The 20,457-nt window shown below is 67.8% G+C and carries 21 protein-coding genes and 1 pseudogene; 10 read left to right on the top strand and 12 right to left on the bottom strand.

All coding sequences use genetic code 11. The features are described from left to right. Nucleotides 1-8: 8 nt before the first annotated feature. Nucleotides 9-1,655 (bottom strand): NRAMP family divalent metal transporter, encoded by a 1,647-nt coding sequence (locus tag HWX55_RS15430; RefSeq protein ID WP_175976339.1) that lies wholly within the window; start codon nucleotides 1,653-1,655, stop codon nucleotides 9-11. 122 nt (nucleotides 1,656-1,777) lie between these two features. Continuing rightward, complete coding sequence (locus HWX55_RS15425) at nucleotides 1,778-1,915, bottom strand: hypothetical protein (RefSeq protein ID WP_162838124.1); 138 nt, start codon at nucleotides 1,913-1,915, stop codon at nucleotides 1,778-1,780. Nucleotides 1,916-2,997: 1,082 nt separating this feature from the next. Between HWX55_RS15425 and HWX55_RS15420 the strand changes: the two genes are divergently transcribed. Together HWX55_RS15420 and HWX55_RS15415 are read left to right on the top strand one after the other, a co-directional pair. Beyond that, nucleotides 2,998-3,264: a hypothetical protein gene (locus tag HWX55_RS15420; protein ID WP_175976338.1), complete on the top strand. Its 267-nt coding sequence runs from the start codon at nucleotides 2,998-3,000 to the stop codon at nucleotides 3,262-3,264. Nucleotides 3,265-3,356: 92 nt separating this feature from the next. Further along, on the top strand, nucleotides 3,357-4,847 hold the full coding sequence (locus HWX55_RS15415) for a carbohydrate porin (RefSeq protein ID WP_175976337.1): 1,491 nt from the start codon (nucleotides 3,357-3,359) through the stop codon (nucleotides 4,845-4,847). A gap of 99 nt (nucleotides 4,848-4,946) precedes the next feature. Here the strand turns inward: HWX55_RS15415 and treA are convergent, their stop codons facing one another. Together treA and HWX55_RS15405 are read right to left on the bottom strand one after the other, a co-directional pair. Then, entirely contained in the window at nucleotides 4,947-6,671 is a 1,725-nt protein-coding gene (gene treA / locus HWX55_RS15410; protein WP_175976336.1) for an alpha,alpha-trehalase TreA, read from the bottom strand. Nucleotides 6,672-6,808: 137 nt separating this feature from the next. Then, nucleotides 6,809-7,438, bottom strand: coding sequence for a TetR/AcrR family transcriptional regulator (locus HWX55_RS15405; RefSeq protein WP_124595242.1), 630 nt, complete (start codon nucleotides 7,436-7,438; stop codon nucleotides 6,809-6,811). Between the two features lie 390 nt (nucleotides 7,439-7,828). Here HWX55_RS15405 and HWX55_RS15400 point away from each other — a divergent pair, with 390 nt between their 5' ends. Both HWX55_RS15400 and HWX55_RS15395 read left to right on the top strand, forming a co-directional pair. Next, nucleotides 7,829-9,217, top strand: a complete 1,389-nt coding sequence (locus HWX55_RS15400; RefSeq protein WP_175976335.1) for an MFS transporter — start codon at nucleotides 7,829-7,831, stop codon at nucleotides 9,215-9,217. 356 nt (nucleotides 9,218-9,573) lie between these two features. After that, entirely contained in the window at nucleotides 9,574-10,785 is a 1,212-nt protein-coding gene (locus tag HWX55_RS15395; protein ID WP_175976334.1) for a crosslink repair DNA glycosylase YcaQ family protein, read from the top strand. A gap of 21 nt (nucleotides 10,786-10,806) precedes the next feature. Here HWX55_RS15395 and fabI read toward each other — a convergent pair whose 3' ends face one another. The 4 genes from fabI to HWX55_RS15375 are packed head-to-tail and all read right to left on the bottom strand — an operon-like array spanning nucleotide 10,807 to nucleotide 15,021. Next, nucleotides 10,807-11,565, bottom strand: a complete 759-nt coding sequence (gene fabI / locus HWX55_RS15390) for an enoyl-ACP reductase FabI (protein ID WP_050014998.1) — start codon at nucleotides 11,563-11,565, stop codon at nucleotides 10,807-10,809. Between the two features lie 28 nt (nucleotides 11,566-11,593). Further along, complete coding sequence (locus HWX55_RS15385) at nucleotides 11,594-12,715, bottom strand: alpha/beta fold hydrolase (RefSeq protein WP_175976333.1); 1,122 nt, start codon at nucleotides 12,713-12,715, stop codon at nucleotides 11,594-11,596. A gap of 10 nt (nucleotides 12,716-12,725) precedes the next feature. Beyond that, nucleotides 12,726-13,931, bottom strand: coding sequence for an acetate/propionate family kinase (locus HWX55_RS15380; RefSeq protein ID WP_175976332.1), 1,206 nt, complete (start codon nucleotides 13,929-13,931; stop codon nucleotides 12,726-12,728). 10 nt (nucleotides 13,932-13,941) lie between these two features. Further along, nucleotides 13,942-15,021 carry a phosphate acetyltransferase gene (locus HWX55_RS15375; RefSeq protein ID WP_279612685.1) on the bottom strand — a complete coding sequence of 360 codons (1,080 nt, stop codon included), beginning with the start codon at nucleotides 15,019-15,021 and terminating at the stop codon, nucleotides 13,942-13,944. Nucleotides 15,022-15,057: 36 nt separating this feature from the next. On the opposite strand from HWX55_RS15375, the gene atpG reads away from it, so the two are divergent. Then, a complete protein-coding gene (gene atpG / locus HWX55_RS15370; RefSeq protein ID WP_175976444.1) occupies nucleotides 15,058-15,939 on the top strand; it encodes an ATP synthase F1 subunit gamma in 882 nt (293 codons plus the stop codon). 10 nt (nucleotides 15,940-15,949) lie between these two features. Beyond that, a complete protein-coding gene (atpC, locus tag HWX55_RS15365; RefSeq protein WP_175976330.1) occupies nucleotides 15,950-16,408 on the top strand; it encodes an ATP synthase F1 subunit epsilon in 459 nt (152 codons plus the stop codon). Nucleotides 16,409-16,437: 29 nt separating this feature from the next. Here the strand turns inward: atpC and HWX55_RS15360 are convergent, their stop codons facing one another. Together HWX55_RS15360 and HWX55_RS15355 are read right to left on the bottom strand one after the other, a co-directional pair. Beyond that, a complete protein-coding gene (locus tag HWX55_RS15360; protein ID WP_006480837.1) occupies nucleotides 16,438-16,656 on the bottom strand; it encodes a DUF1653 domain-containing protein in 219 nt (72 codons plus the stop codon). A gap of 57 nt (nucleotides 16,657-16,713) precedes the next feature. Beyond that, nucleotides 16,714-17,157, bottom strand: coding sequence for a GNAT family N-acetyltransferase (locus HWX55_RS15355; protein WP_175976329.1), 444 nt, complete (start codon nucleotides 17,155-17,157; stop codon nucleotides 16,714-16,716). A gap of 204 nt (nucleotides 17,158-17,361) precedes the next feature. Between HWX55_RS15355 and HWX55_RS15350 the strand changes: the two genes are divergently transcribed. From HWX55_RS15350 to HWX55_RS15335, 4 genes are all read left to right on the top strand, one after another. Next, nucleotides 17,362-17,622, top strand: a complete 261-nt coding sequence (locus tag HWX55_RS15350) for a type II toxin-antitoxin system prevent-host-death family antitoxin (protein ID WP_011547275.1) — start codon at nucleotides 17,362-17,364, stop codon at nucleotides 17,620-17,622. Beyond that, nucleotides 17,619-17,885, top strand: a complete 267-nt coding sequence (locus HWX55_RS15345) for a Txe/YoeB family addiction module toxin (RefSeq protein ID WP_175976328.1) — start codon at nucleotides 17,619-17,621, stop codon at nucleotides 17,883-17,885. Before HWX55_RS15350 ends, HWX55_RS15345 begins: the two co-directional genes overlap by 4 nt. Nucleotides 17,886-17,934: 49 nt before the next feature. After that, complete coding sequence (locus HWX55_RS15340) at nucleotides 17,935-18,558, top strand: HAD hydrolase-like protein (protein ID WP_175976327.1); 624 nt, start codon at nucleotides 17,935-17,937, stop codon at nucleotides 18,556-18,558. Between the two features lie 402 nt (nucleotides 18,559-18,960). Beyond that, a complete protein-coding gene (locus HWX55_RS15335; RefSeq protein WP_175976326.1) occupies nucleotides 18,961-19,539 on the top strand; it encodes a DUF4142 domain-containing protein in 579 nt (192 codons plus the stop codon). A 127-nt stretch (nucleotides 19,540-19,666) separates the two neighbouring features. Here HWX55_RS15335 and HWX55_RS15330 read toward each other — a convergent pair whose 3' ends face one another. Both HWX55_RS15330 and HWX55_RS15325 read right to left on the bottom strand, forming a co-directional pair. Further along, nucleotides 19,667-20,266, bottom strand: coding sequence for a GNAT family protein (locus HWX55_RS15330; RefSeq protein WP_175976325.1), 600 nt, complete (start codon nucleotides 20,264-20,266; stop codon nucleotides 19,667-19,669). A gap of 68 nt (nucleotides 20,267-20,334) precedes the next feature. Further along, nucleotides 20,335-20,457 (bottom strand): annotated as a pseudogene (locus HWX55_RS15325) (IS481 family transposase); the annotation flags it as partial.

The raw sequence follows: 20,457 nt of genomic DNA, 5'->3' as shown, positions 1-20,457 counted from the left end.
GAGCGCCGTTACTTCAACAGCGTCATCTGCACGACCTTCACGATCACGAGGCCGACCGCGATCACCAGATAGCCGCGCAGCACGGCCATCCAGATCCGCGTCGCGAGCGTCATGTTCTGCGGCGCCAGCGTGTCGAGCGGCGGCATGCGCCACGTGTCGCGCAGCGAGCGATCGATGGCCGGCTCGACGACGCGCTTGTTGCGGCGAATCAGTACCGTCGCGAGATAGCCGGCGATCGCGAGCACGGTGCCGCCCACCAGCACGTCGACGATCGCTTCGCCGCTGATGTCCGGATACATCACCGACGCGGTCAGGATGATCGACAGCAGCACCAGCACCCAGATCACCGCGCCCGTGAACACGTTGAGCTTCGTCGAATTGACCCAGGGGCCGAGCACCTGGCGGTCGTTGCACAGCACCAGCAGGAACACCGTCGCGCTCGGCAGCAGCACGCCGGCGAGCGTCTGCACGGCTTCGGTCAGCAGGCCGAGCGGGCTGCCGGGGATCAGCACGAGCGTGGCCGCGGCCGCGACGATGCCGAAATAGACGAGATAAAAGCCCTTCGCGTCGGTCACGCCGCGGTGCAGCGAGTGGCGGATCTTGAACACGTCGCCGATCGCGTAGGCGGTCGACAGCGACACGGCCGCCGCGCCGATGATGCACGCGTCGAGCAATGCGACCGCGAACAGCGTCGCGCTCGTGCGGCCCGCATACCGCTCCAGGCCCGCGATGACGCCGCCCGCGTCGGTGAAGTTGCCGGCTTCCGGATGGCCGCCGAACAGCGCCGAGCTGAAGCCGATCATCGCGACCGCGCCGACCAGCACGAACGCGATGCCGATCCACAAGTCGGCCTTTTCATATTTCATGAAGCGCGGCGTGATGCGCTTGTCGATCACGTAGCTCTGCTGGAAAAACAATTGCCACGGCGCGACCGTCGTGCCGACGATCCCGATCACGAGCAGCATCACGTCCGACAGCTTCGCGTGCGCGGGCCAGTTCGGCACGAAGAAATCGCGCGTCATCTGCGCGACCGGCGGGTGGATCGACACGAGCACCGGCACGAGCAGCAGGCTCAGCACGCACAGCCCGATCGCGAACCGCTCGAAGCGCCGGAAATCGCCGGTACTGACGGCCGCCATCGTCAAGGCCGCGGCCACGCACACGCCGGCCACCTTCGGCAATCCGAAAAAATCCAGCACGAACGTGATGCCGATGAACTCGGTGACGATGGTCAGCGCGTTGAGCAGAAACAGGTCGATCACGCTGAACGCGCCCCAGAACTTGCCGAAGCGTTCGAAGATCAGGCGCGCATGGCCGACGCCCGTAACGGCGCCGAGGCGCAGCACCATTTCCTGGTTCACGTACAGCACGGGCACGAGCAGCAGCAGCGTCCACAGCAGCGTCGTGCCGTAGTTCTGGCCGGCCTGCGTATAGGTGCCGAACGCGCCGGCGTCGTTGTCGCCGACCATCACGATCAGGCCCGGGCCGATGATCGCGAGCAGCGTGCGCAGGCGCGCCCACCACGTGCCGCGCGCACCGGTGTCGTGGTGCGAGATCGTGCCGAGCGCACCGCGGATGTCGCCCAGATGGGCTTCGTCGAGCACGGCGCTGCGCTCGACCGCAATCGGTGGAGAGACGTTGGAGGGCGTGGACATGATGTATTCCGTACGGCTAAGGGTTATGCGATTCGATGAGCGTGTGACCTTGGCATGCGCGCGGGACGGCCGCTCGAAGGCGGGCGCGCGTGCGCATGCCGAGGCGCGCTCGGCGCTTCTTTTCAGTGGATCAACGCTTTCAGTTGGTTCAGCAGGCGGGAGAACACCCGCGGACGGGCGTCGAGCGTCAGCATCGCGTCGTAGTGGTGGCGCGATTCCGTGACGTGCGGAAGGTTCGACAGCAGAAGGCCGAAGTTCATGGTCTGGCTCCGTGCGGCGACGGCATCGTGCCGGCCGCGTCGTGGGCGCGGGGCCAGTCCGGCGCCTGAACGACGTGTCAGGCTAGGCGGCCGGCGTGTCCCCGCGACCCGGGTTCAAAAGGGTCTGCGTATGCAACGGGCATAAGGGACAACTGTCACTGTCGTTCACGGCGGCTCCTGTGCGGTGTTCCGGAGAACACGGTTGACCGCCGTCCGGCGGGCGGGCCGGCGTTCGTGCGCCCGGAGAACGGATGCGCGAACGCGGCCGCCTGCCTGGCGGCGGTGAAACCGGGCAACGCATGCGAGAACGCATCACGCTAACCGGCGCGAATCAGGGTGCACGTAGGAAGTGGCTGCGGAATACTGCTGCGCGCACCGTTTGCCCGGGAGACAAACGGCGGCGTCGATGAGGCGCGGACGTCGGTCGCTCAGGCGGAAATGTCGTTCGAAGATCGACTACTGCAGGCGTCCAAGGCGGCGGCCCCAAGAGTGAAGATGGCGGATTCTATGGACCGCCCGAAAGTGAAGTCAACCCCTTGAAACCCCATTTTTCGAAATAAATTTCCCGCCTGACGCGACTGAAAGATTTGCCCTCGAAATAACGTTCTGAAACCTTTCAGCGCCGTCACCGGGCAACCGCGCGCCGATGCGTGCGAGCAACGGCCCGGCGCCCTGCCGCGCATCCTTGTCGCGATCGCCGGGCGGCCGCGCGACAGCCCCGCCACGCGGCGACGCGCACGCGACACAGCGCATCGCTCGTGCGTTTTTTGCTTGCGCCGCAGCAAAAGTCGCGACTACAATCCGCCCCAATTCATCAAGGGAGTCCCTCCGTGGACACATGCTCTAGTTGCAGTTCGATGCCGGTCCAGGCCGGCCAAGCCATCGCGAGATAGCAGCCAGACGCATGTCTTTCGCCGCTAGCTCGCATTCGTCGGGTTAGCGCGCCTCCTCCCGGGCCGGCCATCGCCGGTTCGTCAGTCGCACGCTCCGTTATGTTCCATCCTCCGATCGCAGGGTCGCGTCACGCACCCGCGCTCGATCACGTCGTCCGGCGTTCGCCGGACGGAAACGGAGGCAGCGTCATGTTCTTTCAATCGTTCGCGGTCAGGCTCAAGCGCGTCGCGCACGTCGCGTGCGACCGCTCCTTTTTCGGCCGCTCGCCGTTCGCGCGGGCATTCGGCCACTGGCGCGGCTTCGCGCTCGCCCACGTGCCGGCGGCGCCCCGCCTGCTCGATTGCGCGCTGATCGCCGCGACGGCGGCCGCGCTCGCGCTCGCCGCGCTGCTGTGCTCGGTCGCGCCACGCGTCGGCTTCGCGCAGGTGTGGCGCGTCGGCGGCTGGCTGCCGTAATCCCTCTGCGTCCGTGCGGCCCGTCTCGCCATGCGTCCCGCATCCCGTTCCCGTTTCTTCAGCCTAACTAATCAAACTGCCAACGGAACCAAATGAAGAACACTCTCGCACCCGTCCCGCGCAAGCGTCGCGTCGATGCGCTCGCCGCGCTGCTGCTGTCGTTCGCCGCCGCACCCGCATTCGCGCAAGCGACGTCTCCCGCCGCAACCGAACCGGCGGCCGGCGCGCGCGATGCGGCCGCCCCCGCGCAACAACAGGCCGCCGATGCTGCCGCGCCCGCTCCCACCGGCTTGTGGGAGCGCTCGAACCTGCTCGGCAACATCGGCGGCCTGCGCGACGTGCTCGACCAGCACGGTGTCACGCTGAGCCTGCAGGAAACCAGCGAGTACCTGTACAACACGTCCGGCGGCACGGGTCGCGGCGGCGCGTACCAGGGGCTCACGCAATTCGGCTTCAACGTCGACACCGGCAAGGCGATCGGCCTGCCGGGCGGCACGTTCAACGTGTCGGGGCTGCAGATCCACGGCACCAACCTCTCGCAGCGCTACCTGCAGACGTTGCAGACCGCGACCGGCATCGAAGCCAGTTCGACCACGCGCCTGTGGGAGCTCTGGTATCAGCAGTCGCTGCTCGACGGCAAGGTCGACGTGAAAGTCGGCCAGCAGAGCGTCGACCAGGAATTCATGGTGAGCGAGAACGCGGCGACGTTCATGAACGCGACGTTCGGCTGGCCCGTGCTGCCGTCCACCGACCTGCCGTCCGGCGGCCCCGCGTATCCGCTGTCGTCGCTCGGCGTGCGGCTGCGCGTGAAGCCGGCCGACGCGTGGACCGCGATGGTCGGCGTGTTCGACGGCAACCCGGCCGGCCGCAGCGACGGCGACGCGCAGGTGCTGAATGCGCACGGCACCAACTTCAACCTGCGCAGCGGCGCATTCGTGATCGGCGAAGTGCAGTACGCGCTGAACGCGCCGGCCGCCGATCCGAAGGCGCCACAGCCGGCCGGCCTGCCCGGCACGTACAAACTCGGCGTCTGGTATCAGTCGCAGCACGCGAACGATCCGCGCTACGGCACCGACGGGTTGTCGCTCGCCGATCCGGCGAGCAACGGTACGCCCGCCACGCATCGCGGCAACTACGGCTTCTATGCGGTCGCGGACCAGATGGTGTGGCGGCCGTCGGCCGACAGCCCGCGCTCGGTCGGCGTGTTCGCGCGCGTGATGGGCTCGCCGGGCGATCGCAATATCGTCGATTTCGCGGCCAATGCCGGCGTGACGCTGAAGGCGCCGTTCGTCGGACGCGACAACGACGTCGCCGGCATCGCGATCGGCTACGCGAAGATCGGCTCGCATGCGCGTGGCCTCGACGGCGACACGGGCGCGTACACGACGCCGGGCTATCCGGTGCGCCGCGCGGAGACGGTCATCGAGGCGACGTACCAGTATCAGGTCGCGCCGTGGTGGCAAGTGCAGGCCGACCTGCAGCACTTCTTCCGTCCGGGCGGCGGCATCCCGAACCCGAACGCGGCGGGCGCGCGCATCGGCGACGAAACGGTGGTCGGCGTGCGCACGACGATCACGTTCTGATGCCCGGCGCATCGAGGCACGGGCCGGACGGCCGCCTGCGCGACGGTCCGGCCCGTGTGGTGGCTTGCCGTGCGGGCATGCGGCCCGCGCCGCCGTGCGTTACTCGCCGTACAGCCCCAGCAGTTTCAGCGTGACGCCGTTGGTCCAGCCGAAGCCGTCCTGCAACGGATATTCGCCGCCTCCGCCACCGCCCGTGCCGCTGCCCTCGACCACGTACTTCTCGACGAGCTTGCCTTCGGCCGCGTACACCTGCTTCACGTCGGACAGGAAACGCGTGCCGATGTCCTTCGCGAGCGCCGGTTCGCCGTAACGGCGCAGCCCGTCGATCGCGATCCACTGCAGCGGCGCCCAGCCGTTCGGCGCATCCCACTGCTGGCCCGTGTTCTCGGTCGTCGTCGCGAGCCCGCCCGGCTGCAGCAGCGTCTTGCGCACTTCGCGCGCGGTCGCCTTCGCGCGCTCCGGCCACGCGACGCCCGCGAACAGCGGATACAGCGCGGCCGCCGTCACGCCGTCGCGCGGCTTGCGCAACTGCCAGTCATAGTCGCCGTAATAGCCGCGACGGTTCCACAGGTAATGATTGATCGCGGCCGCACGCCGCCCCGCGCGCGCCGAGAAATCGGCCACGCACGCGATGTCGCGCGTGACCGCGCAGCCCTTCACGATCGTCGTCTCGAGATGGAACATCAGGCTGTTCAGGTCGACCGGCACGATCGACGTCGTGCGGATCGTCGCGAGCGTCTTGCCGTCGCCGAACCAGCGCGAGCTGTAGTCCCAACCGCTTTCGGCGCCCGCGCGCAGGTCGCGGTACACCTCGTTCGCCGGCCGGGACGGCACCGATTTCGCGGTCGTCACGTCCTCGAGATACGACTCGTCGCGCGGCGTGTCGCTCGCATCCCAGTAGCGGTTCAGCACGGCGCCGTCGGGCATCGCGACCACGTTGCGCGTCGCCTGCCCGCGCGGCGTGGTGGTTTCGCCCTGCATCCAGTACGCGTGCTCCTTGCGCAGCGCCGGCAGGTATTTCTGGTAGACCTTGTCGCCTTCGACCTGCGCGGCGAGCGTGACCATGTACGCGAAGAACGGCGGCTGCGAGCGGCTCGCGTAGTACGTGCGGTTGCCGTTCGGGATGTGCCCGATCGTATCGATCAGGTATGCGAAGTTGTCGAGCATGTCGTCGACGAGATCCTCGCGCCCCGACACCTGCAGCCCGAGCATCGTGAAATAGGTGTCCCAGTAGTAGCCTTCGCGGAAGCGGCCGCCCGGCACGACGTACGGCTTCGGCAGCGGAATCAGCGAACTGTACGGGGGCGCCGTGGTGCTCGTGCGCGTGAGCTGCGGCCACAGCCAGTCGATGTGCTGGCGCAGCGTCTGGTTCGGCGGCGGCGTCACGCCGCCTGTCGCGGGCGGCGTGAAATGCTGGTCGACGAACGCCTTCAGCGAGAAGCCCGGCTGCGATTTCTGTTGCTGATACAACTGCACGATCGTCGCGGGATCGGTATCGGGCGTGGCGTCGACGAAGGTCTTCTGGTCGGGATAGAGCTGCGCGGTCTGCACCGCGACGAACAGGTCGCCGTAGAGCTGGCTCGGCGGCGGCAGCAGCGTGCCGGACGCGGGAGCGGATGCGGCTGCGGCTGCGGGGGTGGCCGGCAACGCGGACGGGCTCGCCGCTTGCGCGGCGGCCTGGTGTGCATTGTCGGCCTGCGCGGCGCAACCGGCGACGGCGAGATAGGCAATGGCCAGTGCGGCCGCCCAGCGCGGACGCGGCGCGGGCGGTGACTGACGCGACGGGAAGCGAGATGCAAGCGGTGCGGCACGACGTGACGTCATGGCGTGTCCCCTCCTTTCGAATGGTGAGTGGATCGGCACGAGGTCTCGTTCGCGCGCGCGTTCGTCTCGATGGCCTTCGATCGATACGCGTCATGTTGTGGTGCGAATGGGCCTGACTGTCGCACGAAACATGCATGTCAAGCAAGTTTCGATTCGCGCGACTCGCGCAGATACCCGCGTACCGCCCGCCACGCACGCGCTTCGAGCGCATCCGCATCGGTCTCGCCGCGCGCGCCCGCCGCATCGACGATGCCTTTCACGATCGCGAGCAGATCGTGTGCCACGACGTCGGGCGCGGCGACGCGCGGCGCATCGCGCAGCCCGAGCGCATGCAGCAAGGTCGCGTGGATGCGGTCCGCGACGCGCGCGGTGCGCGCGCCGAGCGGCAAGCGCGCCTCCTCGAAATCGATCAGCCGCGCGAGCACCGGCCGGCGCATCTGATGCGCGACGGCCCCGCGCACCAGCGTGCGCAGCACGTCGTCGCAGCACGACAGCGCGGCGGCCCGGTCGACGTCGTCGAGCAGATGCGCGCTCTCGCGCTCGACGAGCGCGGCCGTCAATGCATCGCGGTTCGGGAAGTATTGGTAGAGCGAGCCGATACTCACGCCGGCCAGCGCGGCCACCGCGTTCGTCGTGTAACCGTCGAAGCCGTCGCGCTCCAGAATGCGGGCGGCAGCCTCGACGATCGCATCGACGGTGGCCACCGAGCGGCGCTGGCGCGGCGCCTTGCGCGGCGAAAGCGGAATGCGCGACGACGATTCGGACATGGCGGGAAGGCAGCTTTCGAATGTGAGCAAGTGCTCATATTCTAGAAACGCACGGCCACGCGGTCAAAAGGAATCGACATGACCGGGGCCAATGTCGTCCCCCGCTCGTCGCGCATTCCAACGCGAACGCGCGGTCGACTTGCCGTGCGGCAAGCGGTTCGCAGATCACCGCGTCAACCTCCGGCCTCGCATCGAAAACGCGTGCGCATCGCGACGACGATGCCGCGTTGTTCATCGCCCAGGCAGCACATCGCTCGCACGTGCGCGGTCGTCCTTTCCGCGCCATCCGCCGGAGAAGACGACTGTTGCAACATGCGGAACAACTGTTGTCGTACGTGACGCAGCGGTCACATTGTGGGCATAATGGCGTCTTTACCGCGCGCCCTGCCCATGTCGCCCGTCTTTCTAGCACCGCTCATCGTTGCCTGTGCGTTGTTCATGGAAAGCGTCGACGCGAACATCATCGTCACCGCCCTGCCTGCGATGGCGAGGGACTTCGGGCACAACCCCGTCACGTTGAACATTGCGATCACGGCCTACGTGGTCGGTCTCGGCGTGTTCATCCCGATCTGCGGCTGGCTCGCCGACCGCTTTAGCGCGCGCGCCGTGTTCCGCACCGCGATCGGCATCTTCGTCGTCGGCTCGCTGATGTGCGCGGCGTCCAACTCGCTCGGCGTGCTCACGTTCGCGCGCTTCATCCAGGGCGTCGGCGGCGCGATGATGGTCCCGGTCGGCCGCATCATCATCTTCCGCGCGGTGCCGCGCGCCGATCTCGTGCGCGCGATGAACTACCTCGCGATTCCCGCGCTGTTCGGGCCCACGGTCGGGCCGCTCGTCGGCGGCTTCATCACGACCTACCTGCACTGGCGGATGATCTTCTTCATCAATGTGCCGATCGGCATCTACGGGATCTACCTCGCCAGCAAGCACATCGCGAACACGCACGAGCCCGATCCGGGCCCGCTCGACTGGTTCGGCTTCCTGCTGTCGGCCAGCGGCGCCGCGCTGCTGCTGATGGGCCTCACGCTGATCGACGGTTCGCTCACGTCGCGCTCGAACGCCGTCATCATGTGCGCGGCCGGCGCCGCGATGCTTGCGCTGTACGTGCCGTACGCGCGCCGCAAAGAGCGCCCCGTGCTCGACCTCAGTTTCCTGAAGATCCCGACGTACCACGCGAGCGTCGTTGGCGGGTCGCTGTTCCGCATCGGGCTCGGTGCGGTGCCGTTCCTGCTGCCGCTCGCGCTGCAGGAAGGGCTCGGCATGAGCGCGTTCCACTCGGGGCTCATCACGTGCGCGTCCGCGCTCGGCGGCGCGGTCAGCCGTTCGACCGCCACGCATACGCTGCGCCGTTTCGGTTTTCGTACGGTGCTGATCTACAACGCGGCATTCGCGGGCCTCGCGATCGCCGCGTACGGCGTGTTCCATCCCGGCATGGCGACCTGGGCGATCTGGCTGATCGTGCTGGTCGGCGGCATCTTCCCCGCGCTGCAGTTCACGAGCCTGAATTCGATGATCTACGCGGACATCTCGCCGCGCGACGCAGGTCGCGCGACGAGCCTCGGCAGCGTCGTCCAGCAGATGTCGCTCGGCCTCGGCGTGACGGTGGCCGGCCTCGTGCTGCACGTGTCGCACTGGCTCCAGGGCCATCAGACGATGATGTGGTCGGATTTCTGGCCCGCGTTCCTCGTGGTCGGGCTGTGCTCGTTCGCGTCGATTCCGATCACGCGGCGGCTGCCGCCCGGCGCCGGCGACGAAGTCGCGCGCGGCAAGCGGGCATAAGCGGCCGGCGCGACGGCATGACCCGTCGCGCGGCAATGGATGAAAACCGGAAAAACAAAAAAATCAGCGGACATCCACACGGGGCCGGTGCACAGCCGCATGGATGTCCGCTCAGGGCTCCGGGTCTCCCGATGGGGGTCGGGAATCCCGGATTCGCTTCCTGCGTGCCATGGACATATGTGCGTCGGAAGCGGAATCGTTGCGCGCATTGATCGTCGCGCCATGAACCGCACTATAGGGAAACTTGCAAAACGCATCTGTCAACCATTGTCAGACGTGTTGCAGCCGCACGTCGCACGCGCGCGCCGCTTTCGCGCTAAAGTGGTTCCCGATCGCCACCCTCGACCGTCCCGCCGATGCTCACGCTTTCGCCCGCCGCCGCCCGCGCGCTCCATCTCGCCGCACAGGGCCTGCTCACACCGCCGCGCCGCAAGGCGACCAAGTCCGACGTGCTCGACACGATCCGCCGGATGGCGCAGTTGCAGATCGATACCATCCACGTCGTCGCGCGCAGCCCGTATCTGGTGCTGTTCAGCCGTCTCGGCGATTTCCCGCCGCACTGGCTCGACGAACATCTCGCCGAGGCCCGCCTGTTCGAATACTGGTCGCACGAAGCGTGTTTCCTGCCGATCGAGCAGTTCGGGCTGATGCGCTACAAGATGCTCGACCCGTCGGGAATGGGCTGGAAATATGCGGCCGAATGGCACGAGCAGAATCGTCCGGAGATCGAACGGCTGCTCGCGCGGATTCGCAACGAAGGCCCGGTGCGCTCGGCCGATTTCGCGCGCGAGGATGGCGTGAAGGGCAACGGCTGGTGGGATCGCAAGCCGGAAAAGCGTCACCTGGAAGTGCTGTTCACGACGGGCGACCTGATGGTGTCGGAGCGCCGCAATTTCCAGCGCGTGTACGACGTGCGCGAACGCGTGCTGCCCGCCTGGGACGATGCGCGCGACCTGCCGCCGCGCGAGGCCGTGCTGCCTGCGCTGCTCGACTACACGTGCCGCGCGCTCGGCGTCGTGCGCGCGGACTGGGTGGCCGACTACTATCGGCTGCCGCGCCGTTCATACCGCGCGGAGCTGGAGCGGCTCGCCGAGGCCGGCGACCTGATTCCGGTGCAGATCGACGACTGGAAGGAACCGGCCTACGTGCATCGCTCGCTCGACGCGCTGCTGCCGGCGGCCGCGGCCGACACGCTGCGCTCGACGGTCACGACGCTGCTGTCGCCGTTCGACCCGGTCGTGTGGGACCGGCGGCGCGCGTCGACGCTGTTCGGTTTCGATTACACGATCGAGTGCTATACGCCCGAGCACAAGCGGCGCTACGGCTATTTCTGCCTGCCCATGCTGCATCGCGGCCGGCTGGTGGGCCGCGTCGATGCGAAAGCGCATCGCACGCTCGGCACGGTCGAGCTGAAAGCCGTGCACGTCGAGCCGGGCGTGCGGTTCGGCGCCGGGCTCGCGGCCGACGTCGCGAAGGCCGTGAAGAAACTCGCGGCGTGGCACGGCACGCCGGAGGTCACGGTCGCCCACGCGCCGCCGGCCCTCGTGCAGGCATTCGCGCGGACCTGAACGCCGCGCGCCGCCGACGCGCTAGAGCATGTGCATGCCGGCGTCGACATAGTGCGTGCCGCCCGTGATCGCCCGTGCGCCGTCGCTGGCGAGAAACGCGCAGAACGCGCCGACGTCGTCGATGTCCAGCGCGTGATGCAGCGGCGCCCGGCGCGCGGTGTCGTCGAGCAGCCGGCCGAAGTCCGGCAGGCCCGACGCCGCGCGCGTCGGCAGCACGCCCGGCGAAATCGCGTTGACGCGAATGCCCGCGCCGCCGAGTTCGGCCGCCAGGTAACGCACGCTCGCTTCGAGCGCGGCCTTGACCGGCCCCATCACCCCGTAGTTCGCGACGACCTGCTCCGCGCCGAGATAGCTCATCGCCATCAGGCTCCCGCCGCGCGTCATCAGCGGCTCGGCGAGCCGCGCCATCCGGATGAACGAATGGCACGAGGTATCCATCGCCAACGCGAAGCCTTCCGGCGAACTGTCGACCACGCGGCCGTGCAGATCGGCCTTCGGTGCATACGCAACCGAATGCAGCACGAAGTCGATTTCGCCCCATTGGGCCGCGATCGCATCGAACACCGCCGCCATCTGGTCGGGCCGCCCGACGTCGAGCGGCATCCGGATCGGCGCGTCGAGTTGCGCGAACAGCGGCTCGACGTGCGGCAAGGTCTTGTCCGACTGCCAGGTCACCGCGAGCGTCGCGCCGGCCCGGCAAAACGCACGCGCGCATCCCCACGCGATGCTCTGTTCGTTCGCGATGCCGACGACGAGCCCCCGCTTGTGTCGCAACGTCATGTCGCCTCCCTTGCCGATCCGCGCCGGCCTAGCGCTGCGCCGCGATCCATCGCGCGATGTCGGGCCACACCGTCGTCAGCGTGCGCGTCCCCATGAACAGGCCGATATGGCCGCCCGGCACGAGCCGGTTCTCGATCCGCGACGCGGGCGTCCCGAGAAGATCGTGCGCGCCGAACACCTGCTCCGGCGTCGTGATGTCGTCGGCCTCGCCGGCGAGCAGATAGGTCGGGCACGCGACGTCCTTCAGGTCGAGCGTGCGCCCGAGCGCGACGAACGTGCCCTTCGCGAGCCGGTTCTCCTTGAAGATCTGCACGATCGCCTGCAGGTACCAGCGCCCCGGCAAGTCGATCGGGCTTTCGTACCAGTTCGCGAACACCTCGCGCTTGCGCAGGTATTCGGGATCGTCGAGATGCTCGTACAGGTCGACGTGCTCGGCGAGATAGTGCTGGTCGGGGTGCATGTTCTTCCAGCCGCGCAACATGAAGCGCCCGCGCATCAGCCCGCCGCCCATCGTGACGAGTTCCTCGTAGAACGACGTCGGATACGTGTGCACCATTCGCTTGATCGGGCCGTCGCCCGCGTCGGTGTCGATCGGCGAGCCGGCCAGCACGAGGCTCGCGACCTTGTGCGGGAAGCGCGCCGCATACATCGCGGACATCCAGCCGCCCTGACACAGGCCGACGAGATTCACGCGGCCGCCGAGTTCATCGACGCACACGTTCAGCTCGGCCAGATACTGGTCGATCTCGAGATCCTTCATGTCCTCGGTGGCCGAGCGCCAGTCGGTCAGGTACAGACGCGTGACGCCGTGCTCGCGCAGCGTCTGCATCAGGCTCTGCCCCGGCTGGTAGTCGGCGATCATCGCGCTGTGCCCCGCGTACGGCGCATCGACGATCGTCGGCAGCCCGTGCGCCGGCGCGACCGAATAATCGCGGAACGTCATCGTGCGCAACTCCAGCAACGGCCGGTTCGTCGACGCCAGCGCCGGATGCGCTTCGAAATGGAGCTTCTCCTCTTCCGCGAGGAAGCGGAGATTTCGCGCCGCGATCTCGGAGCCGGCCGCAAACATCGCGGTGGCGGCGGCCATCGGCCAGAAAATCGGCAGCGCGGGGGCGCTGACGGCAGGGGAAGGCGTGTCGCGTGCTGTCATCGGAGGTCTCTCAGGTCGGATACGGCGTGGAAGGGATCGCGTCGTCCAGCACGCGGCGCGTGTGGCGCGCGATCATCAGGTTCTCGTCGGTCGGAATCACGCGCACCGTCACGCGCGACGCGTCGCTCGAAATCACCGGCAAGCCGGCCGCGTTCGCCGCGTCGTCGAGCACGATGCCGAGCCACGCGGCGCGATTGCAGATCCGTTCACGCACGTGCGGCGCGTGCTCGCCGATGCCCGCCGTGAACACGAGCGTGTCGAGACCGCCGAGCACGCCGGCCAGCGCGGCGAGCTCGCGGGCCGCGCGATAGGCGAACAGCTCGACCGCATGCGCGGCCGACGGTGCGTCGCTCGCGAGCAGCGTGCGCATGTCGCTCGACACGCCGGACACGCCGAGCAAGCCCGATTCTGCATAGATGAGATGCTCGACCTCGTCGAGCGACCGGCCTGCGTGACGCTGCAGATACAGGATCACGCCCGGGTCCAGCGCGCCCGTGCGCGTGCCCATCGGCAGCCCGTCGACGGCCGTGAAGCCCATCGTCGTCGCGACGCTGCGGCCGTTCTCGAGCGCACACAGGCTCGCGCCGTTGCCGAGGTGCGCGACGACCGTCCGTTGCCGCGCCCACGACGGATCGAGGGCCGCGAGCGCCGTCGCGATGTACTCGTACGACAGCCCGTGAAACCCGTAGCGCACGATGCCCTGCTCGGTCAGCGCGCGCGGCAACGCGAACTCCCGTTCGAGCGCCGGCACCGTCGCATGGAACGCGGTGTCGAAACACGCGACCTGCGGCAGGTTCGGCGCAACCGCGGCCACCGCGCGAATCGCGTCGACGTGATGCGGCTGGTGCAGCGGCGCGAGCGGCGAAAGCGACGCGATCGCATCGAGCACGCGCGCGTCGATCCGCACCGGCGCGGTGAAATACGGGCCGCCATGCACGACCCGGTGCCCGACGCCGTCGAACGCGGCCTCCCGCCCGACGTGCGCAGCGAACCACGCGTGCAGCGCCTCGATCGCGCCTTGATGCCCCGGTCGCGCGACGGGGCTGTCGGCGAGCGTCGCGCCGTGCGCATCGGCCACGAACAGATGCGGTGCGCCATGCAGGTTCTCGACCTGCCCGTGCAGGCCCGCATCGAGCGAACGATCGTCGCGCGTGTCGTAGACCGAGAACTTGAGGCTCGACGAGCCGGCATTGAGCACCAGGACGGGATGTCGCATCGCGGCCTCGTCAGTGTGCGTCGGCCGCAAGCGCCGGCGCGTCAACGGGCGCCGCCGTGGCGCGCGCCGCCGCGACGAGCGCCGCGACCGCGCAGCTCGCCAGGCGCGTGCGTTCGCTGTCGGCGCGACTCGTCAGGATCACCGGCACGCGCGCGCCGAGCACGATGCCGGCCGCATCGGCATTCGCGAGGAACGTCAGCTCCTTCGCGAGCATGTTGCCGGCCTCGAGGTCGGGCACGAGCAGGATGTCCGCATCGCCGGCGACCGCGGAACCGAGATGCTTGAGCCGCGCGGCCTCCGGGCTGATCGCGTTGTCGAACGCGAGCGGCCCGTCGAGCAGCGCGCCGGTGATCTGGCCGCGCTCGGCCATCTTGCACAGCGCGGCGGCGTCGAGCGTCGAAGGCAGCTTCGAGCTGACCGTCTCGACCGCCGACAGGATCGCCACCTTCGGCCGGGCGATGCCGAGCGCATGCGCGAGATCGATCGCGTTCTGCGCGATGTCGGCCTTCTGTTCGAGCGTCGGACGGATATTGACGGCCGCGTCGGTGATGAACAGCGGCTTGGGGTAAGTCGGCACGTCCATGATGAACACGTGGCTCAGGCGCCGCCCGGTGCGCAGCCCCGTGTCGGCGCGCACCACCTCCGCCAGCAACTCGTCGGTGTGCAGGCTGCCCTTCATCAGCGCCTGCGCGTCGCCCGCGCGCACCAGCTCGACCGCGCGCGCCGCCGACGCATGACTGTGCGGCGCATCCACGAGCCGATAGCCGGACAGGTCGACACCGAGCGTCGCGGCGAGCATCGTGATTCGCGCCACCGGGCCGACCAGCACGGGCACGATGATGCCGGCCCGCGCGGCGGCAGCCGCCGCGTGTAGCGATACCTCGTCGCAGGGATGCGCGACCGCGACCGTCGCCGGGCGCAATGCGCGGCAACGCGCAATCAGCGCGTCGTATTTCTGATGCGTGCGTAACTCGGTCATCGACTGCCCCTTCGCAAGGATCATGTGAACGGATTCTGGTGCGGGACCGGGCGAAGTCGTTTGATTTCCGTCAATTGTTTCAGGTGAAGTCCCGATAGCATGAATCCGCACGATGACATCCGGATGGCCGCGACGCCCCCCCCTGACATGCACATACGCGAAATCCGCGCGAAGATCGCCAGTACCTCGTCCACGCGCAAGATCACCAAGGCGATGGAAATGATGGCGCGCACCAAGATGGCGAGCGCGCAGCGACGCGCGCGCGAGTTCCGCCCGTACGCGGCGCGCATCGGCGCGATGGCGGAACGCGTGCTGCGCGACCGTCCCGACCACGTATCGGCGCTGATGGCGCGACGCGATACCGTGCGCCGCGTCGGCCTGATCGTCGTCAGCACCGATCGCGGGCTGTGCGGCCCGCTCAATGCGCGGCTGCTCGTCGAATGCGTGGATGCGCTCGAACGCTGGGACGAGGCCGGCGTCGCATGCGAACTGAGCGTGATCGGTGCGCGCGGCCTCGCGCCGCTGCTGCGCCACGGCGCGACCATCGCCGCGCGTGCGAGCGGCCTGGCCGCCGAGCCGCACTTCGAGCAGTTGCTCGGTGCGCTGCTCGTGCCGCTGACCGCGTTCGTCAACGGCGAGCTCGACGAAGTGCACGTCGCATACAACCGGCTGACGAGCCCGCTCGCGTACGAGCCGCGCATCGATGCGATGCTGCCGATCGTGGGGCTCGACACCGGCGCGCCGACCGACGGCGCGCCCGCGTCCGCACCCGCGTCCGACTATCTGTACGAGCCCGCGCCGAAGCCGGTCGTCGACACGTTGCTGCTGCGCTACGTCGAGGCGACGCTCTATCAGGCCGTCGTCGAGAACTACGCGTGCGAGCAATGCGCGCGAATGTTCAGCATGCAGACCGCGACGGACAACGCCGACCGCGTGTTGCGCGAACTGCGGCACCTGTACCAGAAGACGCGACAGGCGCAGATCACCACCGAGCTGTGCGAAATCGTCGCCGGCGCGGCGGCAGTCTGAAGGAGTACGGATGAAGACGTCGATGAAGCTCGACATCGTAAGCGTGGAAGCGGTGCTGTATGCCGGCGACGCGCATTTCGTCGTCGTGCCGGGGGAAAGCGGAGAACTGGGGATCTACCCGCACCACGCGCCGCTGCTCACGCGGATCCGGCCGGGCGTCGTGATGCTCGTCGATGCGCCGACCGGCGAGCATCGCCGCCTGCTCGTCGCGGGCGGCGTGCTGGAGGTCAGCCGGGACGGCGTGACGCTGATCGCCGATCACGCGTTGCGCACGCCCGAACTCGACGATCTGCGCGCACGCGAAGCGCGGCATGCGGCCGACGACTGGCGCCAGCGCTACGCGCACGAAAACCGGCGCGCGTTCGATTTCGCGTCGGCCCGCGCGGAATTGATGGATGAAATCCGGCGCTTCTTTGCGATGGCGCTGCGACAACAATCGCCGCACGACAAGCCGGGCAGCGCGGGCTAGACACCGGCGCCGGCCCCGGCGCCGCCCGCTCAGTCGCGCAGCTTGCGAAACCGCGGCGTGCCGTCTTCGAGGTTGCCGTTGAACATCGCTTCCGGCCGCACCCACAGCCCGCGCGCATGCGGCCACAGATGCTCGTAGACGACCACCGATTCCTCGGTTTCGGAATGGCGGGCAACGCCGATGTAGCGGTACAGGCCGCCCTTGTAGTGGCGGTGCGTCGCGAGCTGTTCGGCTTCCTGTTCGGTCATGGTGTGCTTCTCTTCGGCAAAAACGGAAAGCGCGTATTGTATGCGCTGCGGCGCGCGTCAGCGTTTCGTGTAGATGTCGGGCCGGCGGATCTCCATCAGCCGCTCGGGATTCGCGGGCGGACCGAAACCGACCGGCCGGTAGAGTTCGTGCGCGTCGGTCGTCGCGAGCATGATGCGGCGCAGCCGCTGCACCATCTCCTGCGCGAAGATATGGTCGATCAGTGCGCGGCCGTAGCCGTTGCCGCGTTCGGCCGGCAGCACGAACACGTCGCACAGATACGCGAACGTCGCGTGATCGGTGACGAGCCGCGCAAACCCGACGAGCCGGTCGCCGACATACGCGCCGAAGCACAGCGAGCCCTCGATCGCCCGCTCGACCACGTCGCGCGGAATGCCCTGCGACCAGTACGCGTCGCGATGCAGGAAGTCGAAGATCGCGTCGATGTCGAGTTCGCGCTTGTCGGTGGAAATTCTCAGCGTGGCGGGGGTGGCTGCGGGCACGTCTGTTCTCCGGTTCGAGGGGCGGAAGGCGGAGCATCGACGATACCGCGCCGCGAGGTACGGGACAAGGGCACGGCCGGGCCACCGCGGAAGCATAGTTGCGCGCCGCCCTGTCACGTGGCGCGCCCATACCTGTACAACTTTCTGTACATATATCCGGTTGATGCTATACTTGTACGATTACACGTACAGGTGAGGCACACCATGCGCACGATTCATTTTTCCGATGCTCGCGGCAACCTGAAGACCGTCATCGACCAGGTCGTCGACGATGCAGACGTGACGCTCATCACGCGCCGCGATGCACCGAACGCCGTCATCATGTCGCAGGACTATTACGACAGCTTGATGGAGACGGTCCACTTGCTGCGCTCGCCGGCCAACGTCGCCCATCTCGAACGTTCGATCGCGCAACTGCGCAAAGGCAAAGCGAAAGAACACAAGCTCGCCGAGGATGATGAATGAGCGTACGTCGCGTGCTCTTTACTTCCGATGCATGGGACGACTATGTCTACTGGCAAGGGCAGGATCGCAAGACGCTCAAGCGCATCAACCAGCTCATTCGCGAAACCCCGCGAACGCCGTTCGAAGGCATCGGCAAGCCCGAGCCGTTGAAAGCCAATCTGTCCGGCTTCTGGTCGCGCCGTATCGACGATACGAACCGTCTGGTCTACGAGGCTGACGACCTTCAAGTCAGCATCGTGTCCTGTCGCTACCATTACGAGTAGCACGGCCGCCAACTACCCTCGCCACGTTCCGCCTCGCACGCCTCGCCTGATGACCTACCGCCTCATCGCCTTCGACTTCGATGGCACGCTCGCCGATTCGCTCGACAGTTTTCTCGCCGCGCTGTCGGAAGCGTCGCGCCTGCATGGCTTTCGCGACGCCACGCCCGAACTCCGCCCGGCGCTGCGCGGGATGTCGGCGCGCGACATCATTCGCGCGCTCGACGTGCCGATGTGGAAAGTGCCGCGCGTGACGATCGACATGCGCCGCCTGATGCGGCCGCGCGTCGCGAACGTGCGGCTCTTTCCCGGCGTCGACGAGACGTTCGACGCGCTCGCCGCGCGCGGCATCCGCATCGCGATCGCCACGTCGAATACCGAGGAGATCGTGCGTGACCGGCTCGGCCCGCGCGCCGGCGCGCGCGTCGACCATTTCGCATGCGGCATTCCGCTGTTCGGCAAGGCGCGCCGTCTGCGCGCGCTCGTGCGCGAGGCCGGTGTGCGCGCCGACGAAGTGCTGTACGTCGGCGACGAAATCCGCGATGCCGACGCGGCACGGCGTGCACATATCGCGTTCCAGGGCGTCGCGTGGGGCTACACCGCGCCCGACGCGTTGCAGGCGCATTGCGCGACGCCGTTGCTGCCGCGCCTCGATGCGCTGCTCGATCGCGTGTAATGCTTTCACGCACGCCACGCACACGCAGCCCACTCGCCGACGCGCCGCGACGACAACTGCCGTGACGACATCGCGCCGATGAAATGCCGACGACACGCGCGCACATCTCATCCATTGCATGCGTCACGCGCACGCAAAAATTGCCGCCGCCGCACGCGCATCAGGTACGCCCTACCGGCCTGCGCGCGTGCTCATCGTTTCGTCTTACCAACCGTTACACAAGCCACAGCACGGTTGCACCTGCTACCCGACCGCTCTCCTAGAATCAGTCGGGCCGGAAAACACTTCGAACGCCGCCGCGGCAGAGCGGCAGTCGAATCCGGCCCGGGCGCGCCCGGTCTCTCGCACAGCGACGGATCGCACGATCCGTTTTTCAACCAGAGCCCCGATCGAGGAGGTCCCATGAACCGCTTTCCCCACATTTCGCGCCTTGCCTTGTCTGCCGCTGGCCTGCTTCTCGTCGCCGTGACGGCGACCGCGCAAACCGCGCAACCGGCACCCGGCGCATCGGCTGCGCCGGCCGCGACCGCGACGCGCATCCACGAAGCCGACCAGACCTTCATCAACGACGGTACGAAGACCGTGTCGACCCAGCACGACGCCGCGCGCATCGCCGATGCGCGCACGTCGGACAGCCAGGTCAAGGCGTTCGCGCAACGCGTGTCGACCGACGATGCGAAGATCATCCAGGCGATGCGCGCGGCCAGCCCGCGCGGCGTCGACGTGCCGGCCAACGACCCCGACACGACCGTGCTGAACAGCATCAAGAGCCTGCGCGGCGCCGAATTCGACAAGGCGTATATCGAACAGGTCGCGCTCGCCGGCCAGCAGAAGGCGATCTCGGCGTTCCAGGCCGAAATCGCATCGGGCCGCGACACCAAGCTGAAGGAAGTCGCACGCCAGGCGCTGCCGATCCTGCAGGCGCACTACGCAGATGCGCGGAAGCTCGCGCAGCGTCATCACCTCGCATCGGCGCAGTAATTCATCCGATGCAGCGCCGCGCATCGTGCGCGGCGCACCGTTTCCCCCGCCGTCGCGCCGCCGCCTCCCCTGCCGGCGGCGCGACGCACGTCTCGAGCATCGAGCGCTCCGCCTCACACGTCACGCGTTACGTCGCCAGCTTCGCGTCGAGTCGCGCCCGCACTTCCGGCCATTCGTCGTCGATGATGCTGAAGCGCACCGAGTTGCGCTTGCGGCCATCCGGCATGATCCGTTCGTGACGCACGATGCCCTCCTGTTTCGCACCGAGCCGCAGGATCGCCGCGCGCGATTTCTCGTTCAGCTCGTCCGTCGTGAACTGCACGCGCACGCATCGCAGCGTGTCGAACGCATAGCCCAGCAGCAATCGCTTCGCTTCGGTATTCGCGCGCGTACGCTGCGCCGATTCGCTCAGCCACGTATGACCGATCTCGAGCTTGCGATTCTTGCGGTCGATCTTCCAGAAGCGCGTGCTGCCGATGGCGCGGCCCGACGCGCGATCGACGATCACGAACGGCATCACGGTGCCGGCCACCCGGCCCTGCAACGCCGCATCGATGTAGGCGTCGACCGTCTGCGCGCCCGGCACGACCGTGACCGTCAGGTTCCACAACTCGCCGTCGGCCGCGGCGTCGAGTAGCGCCTGCCGGTCGGATACGTCGAGCGGGCGCAGCACGACACGTGCGCCGGTGAGGGTCGGTTGTTCGAGCAAAAACGATGAGTCGGTCATGACGGGATTCCGGAAAATGGCGGCGATGATGGCGATGGCGGCGAAACGCCCATCATACGGCGGTGCCGCTAGCTGTGAAGCGTCAAGAGGTTGTTTCTCGACGCAGGAAGTCTCGCCATCGGCGCAATGCCGCCGATGGCGCTATGAGCTCGATGCCAGTTGTAGTGATGCTGCCAACTCGCCAAGGCTTC

The organism is Burkholderia sp. BCC1047, from assembly GCF_902833155.1.
In the GTDB taxonomy this organism is placed as follows: domain Bacteria; phylum Pseudomonadota; class Gammaproteobacteria; order Burkholderiales; family Burkholderiaceae; genus Burkholderia; species Burkholderia sola.
The sequence above is the reverse complement of the archived record's forward strand: the minus strand, read 5'-3'. Positions and strand labels throughout refer to the sequence as shown.

What these genes read in the sequence shown, in the direction of transcription:
- HWX55_RS15430 (WP_175976339.1), bottom strand. Translation starts at nt 1,655, where the DNA reads ATGTCCACGCCCTCCAACGTCTCTCCACCGATTGCGGTCGAGCGCAGC.
- HWX55_RS15425 (WP_162838124.1), bottom strand. Translation starts at nt 1,915, where the DNA reads ATGAACTTCGGCCTTCTGCTGTCGAACCTTCCGCACGTCACGGAATCG.
- HWX55_RS15420 (WP_175976338.1), top strand. Translation starts at nt 2,998, where the DNA reads ATGTTCTTTCAATCGTTCGCGGTCAGGCTCAAGCGCGTCGCGCACGTC.
- HWX55_RS15415 (WP_175976337.1), top strand. Translation starts at nt 3,357, where the DNA reads ATGAAGAACACTCTCGCACCCGTCCCGCGCAAGCGTCGCGTCGATGCG.
- treA (WP_175976336.1), bottom strand. Translation starts at nt 6,671, where the DNA reads ATGACGTCACGTCGTGCCGCACCGCTTGCATCTCGCTTCCCGTCGCGT.
- HWX55_RS15405 (WP_124595242.1), bottom strand. Translation starts at nt 7,438, where the DNA reads ATGTCCGAATCGTCGTCGCGCATTCCGCTTTCGCCGCGCAAGGCGCCG.
- HWX55_RS15400 (WP_175976335.1), top strand. Translation starts at nt 7,829, where the DNA reads ATGTCGCCCGTCTTTCTAGCACCGCTCATCGTTGCCTGTGCGTTGTTC.
- HWX55_RS15395 (WP_175976334.1), top strand. Translation starts at nt 9,574, where the DNA reads ATGCTCACGCTTTCGCCCGCCGCCGCCCGCGCGCTCCATCTCGCCGCA.
- fabI (WP_050014998.1), bottom strand. Translation starts at nt 11,565, where the DNA reads ATGACGTTGCGACACAAGCGGGGGCTCGTCGTCGGCATCGCGAACGAA.
- HWX55_RS15385 (WP_175976333.1), bottom strand. Translation starts at nt 12,715, where the DNA reads ATGACAGCACGCGACACGCCTTCCCCTGCCGTCAGCGCCCCCGCGCTG.
- HWX55_RS15380 (WP_175976332.1), bottom strand. Translation starts at nt 13,931, where the DNA reads ATGCGACATCCCGTCCTGGTGCTCAATGCCGGCTCGTCGAGCCTCAAG.
- atpG (WP_175976444.1), top strand. Translation starts at nt 15,058, where the DNA reads ATGCACATACGCGAAATCCGCGCGAAGATCGCCAGTACCTCGTCCACG.
- atpC (WP_175976330.1), top strand. Translation starts at nt 15,950, where the DNA reads ATGAAGACGTCGATGAAGCTCGACATCGTAAGCGTGGAAGCGGTGCTG.
- HWX55_RS15360 (WP_006480837.1), bottom strand. Translation starts at nt 16,656, where the DNA reads ATGACCGAACAGGAAGCCGAACAGCTCGCGACGCACCGCCACTACAAG.
- HWX55_RS15350 (WP_011547275.1), top strand. Translation starts at nt 17,362, where the DNA reads ATGCGCACGATTCATTTTTCCGATGCTCGCGGCAACCTGAAGACCGTC.
- HWX55_RS15345 (WP_175976328.1), top strand. Translation starts at nt 17,619, where the DNA reads ATGAGCGTACGTCGCGTGCTCTTTACTTCCGATGCATGGGACGACTAT.
- HWX55_RS15340 (WP_175976327.1), top strand. Translation starts at nt 17,935, where the DNA reads ATGACCTACCGCCTCATCGCCTTCGACTTCGATGGCACGCTCGCCGAT.
- HWX55_RS15335 (WP_175976326.1), top strand. Translation starts at nt 18,961, where the DNA reads ATGAACCGCTTTCCCCACATTTCGCGCCTTGCCTTGTCTGCCGCTGGC.
- HWX55_RS15330 (WP_175976325.1), bottom strand. Translation starts at nt 20,266, where the DNA reads ATGACCGACTCATCGTTTTTGCTCGAACAACCGACCCTCACCGGCGCA.